This is a genomic window from Campylobacter sp. CNRCH_2013_0855, assembly GCF_025773025.1.
Taxonomy (GTDB): domain Bacteria; phylum Campylobacterota; class Campylobacteria; order Campylobacterales; family Campylobacteraceae; genus Campylobacter_D; species Campylobacter_D jejuni_C.
In genome coordinates, this window is record NZ_JAKMTE010000042.1 from 1 (window position 1) to 1,548 (window position 1,548).

Annotated in this window: 1 protein-coding gene; it reads left to right on the forward strand. The window is 28.0% G+C overall.

Features of this window, described 5'->3' with window-relative positions; translation table 11 throughout:
- Positions 1-1,507, forward strand: a 1,507-nt coding sequence (locus tag L8X40_RS08300; protein WP_263667678.1) for a motility associated factor glycosyltransferase family protein, incomplete at its 5' end; no start/stop codon positions are given.
- Positions 1,508-1,548: the final 41 nt, after the last annotated feature.

The following is a 1,548-nucleotide window of genomic DNA, read 5'->3' on the forward strand; positions in this document are numbered from 1 at the left end:
TACAAATGATTTTGATTTATCAAATATTCTAGCTTATCTTAGCGGAACCTTAGGATTAAGAAGTTATTTATATGATAGTAAAGTTTTTAACCACTGTAGTTACTATAAAATATTTCAAGAAAATATAAACAAAATAGATCATGATTTAGAACAAATTTTAAATCTTTTATACAGTGCTTTAGGATTTAATATTGATAGATATTTTGATATCATGCAAAAATATATTCTAAATATACCCAAAATGATTGCTCATCCTCCTTTGAAAAATTTAATCCAACAAAGAAAAAAGAAAAATACTAATGCCATTATCGTTGCAAGTGGACCTAGTCTTATAAAACAACTTCCTTTGTTAAAAGAGAATGCAGATAAAGCAACTATCATTTGTGTTGATGGAAGTTACCCCATACTTGCACAACATGATATAAAACCTGACTATGTTGTATGTTTAGAACAAAATGATTTATCTAGTGAATTTTTTAATAATAATTTTGGATTTTTTGATAAAGATATTTTATTTATAATCTCAGATTCAGCACATGTTAAAACTCTGCAATATCTTGAATCCAACAATAGAAATTATATACTTATTTCAAAAAATACACTTTTACATAAAAATTTTTTACACCTGCAAGATTTTGGAACTCTTGGGGGATTAAATGTATCAACTATGGCATATAGCCTAGCATTAAAACTTGAACACAAAAACATTATACTCATAGGGCAAGATTTAGCTTATGATAAGAATTTAAATTCCCATCCAAAAGAATTTTTACACGGTAGTAATCTAGACACAAATCGCTATGAGATAGTAAAAACTACAGCCTACGGTGGCAATGGTGAAGTTTATACTCATGGGGCTTGGAATACTTATAGGCAAAATTTTGAATTTCTTATACAAGAAGCTTTAAAAAAAGGCGTTATTACGTTCAATTGCACAGAAGGTGGCTCAAGAATCAACTATGCTAAAGAAGAAACTTTTGCAACTATTTGCAAAAGTTTACTTTTAGAAAAAAAACAAACTCTTTTTGAACCTTTATGTTGTCTAAACACACAAGAGCAACTTAATCTTGCAAAAAACACATATGATTCCTTGCTTAAAATCATATCACTAGCCAATCAAAAAACCACGCAATGTAAAGAGATTTTAAAACCTATTTTAAAACTCATAAAGCAAACAAGCCATCAAATTGATCTTGAAAAAATAGATTTTAAAAAATTATTAAGCATCAATGAAAACATACATAAAATTAAAGAATTTTTAGAAGATGATGATATGCTTATTTTTAACGAAGCACTAACAAGCGCACTAGCTTCTAAAGAAGTTACATTGGCTAAAATTTCAATGATGAGTGCTCACACACAAGAAGAAAAGAAAATTCGTATGGTTATGTGGGTAATTAAACATGAAGAATGGTTAACAACAGTTATTGATACCTTGGAAAAACAGACTAAAACTATGAGTGACTCTTTAATAAATCTAAAAAAATTTATAGAAGGTCTCTCATGAACACCTATGAAGCTAACTTTAATAAAAACTTAGGAGCATTG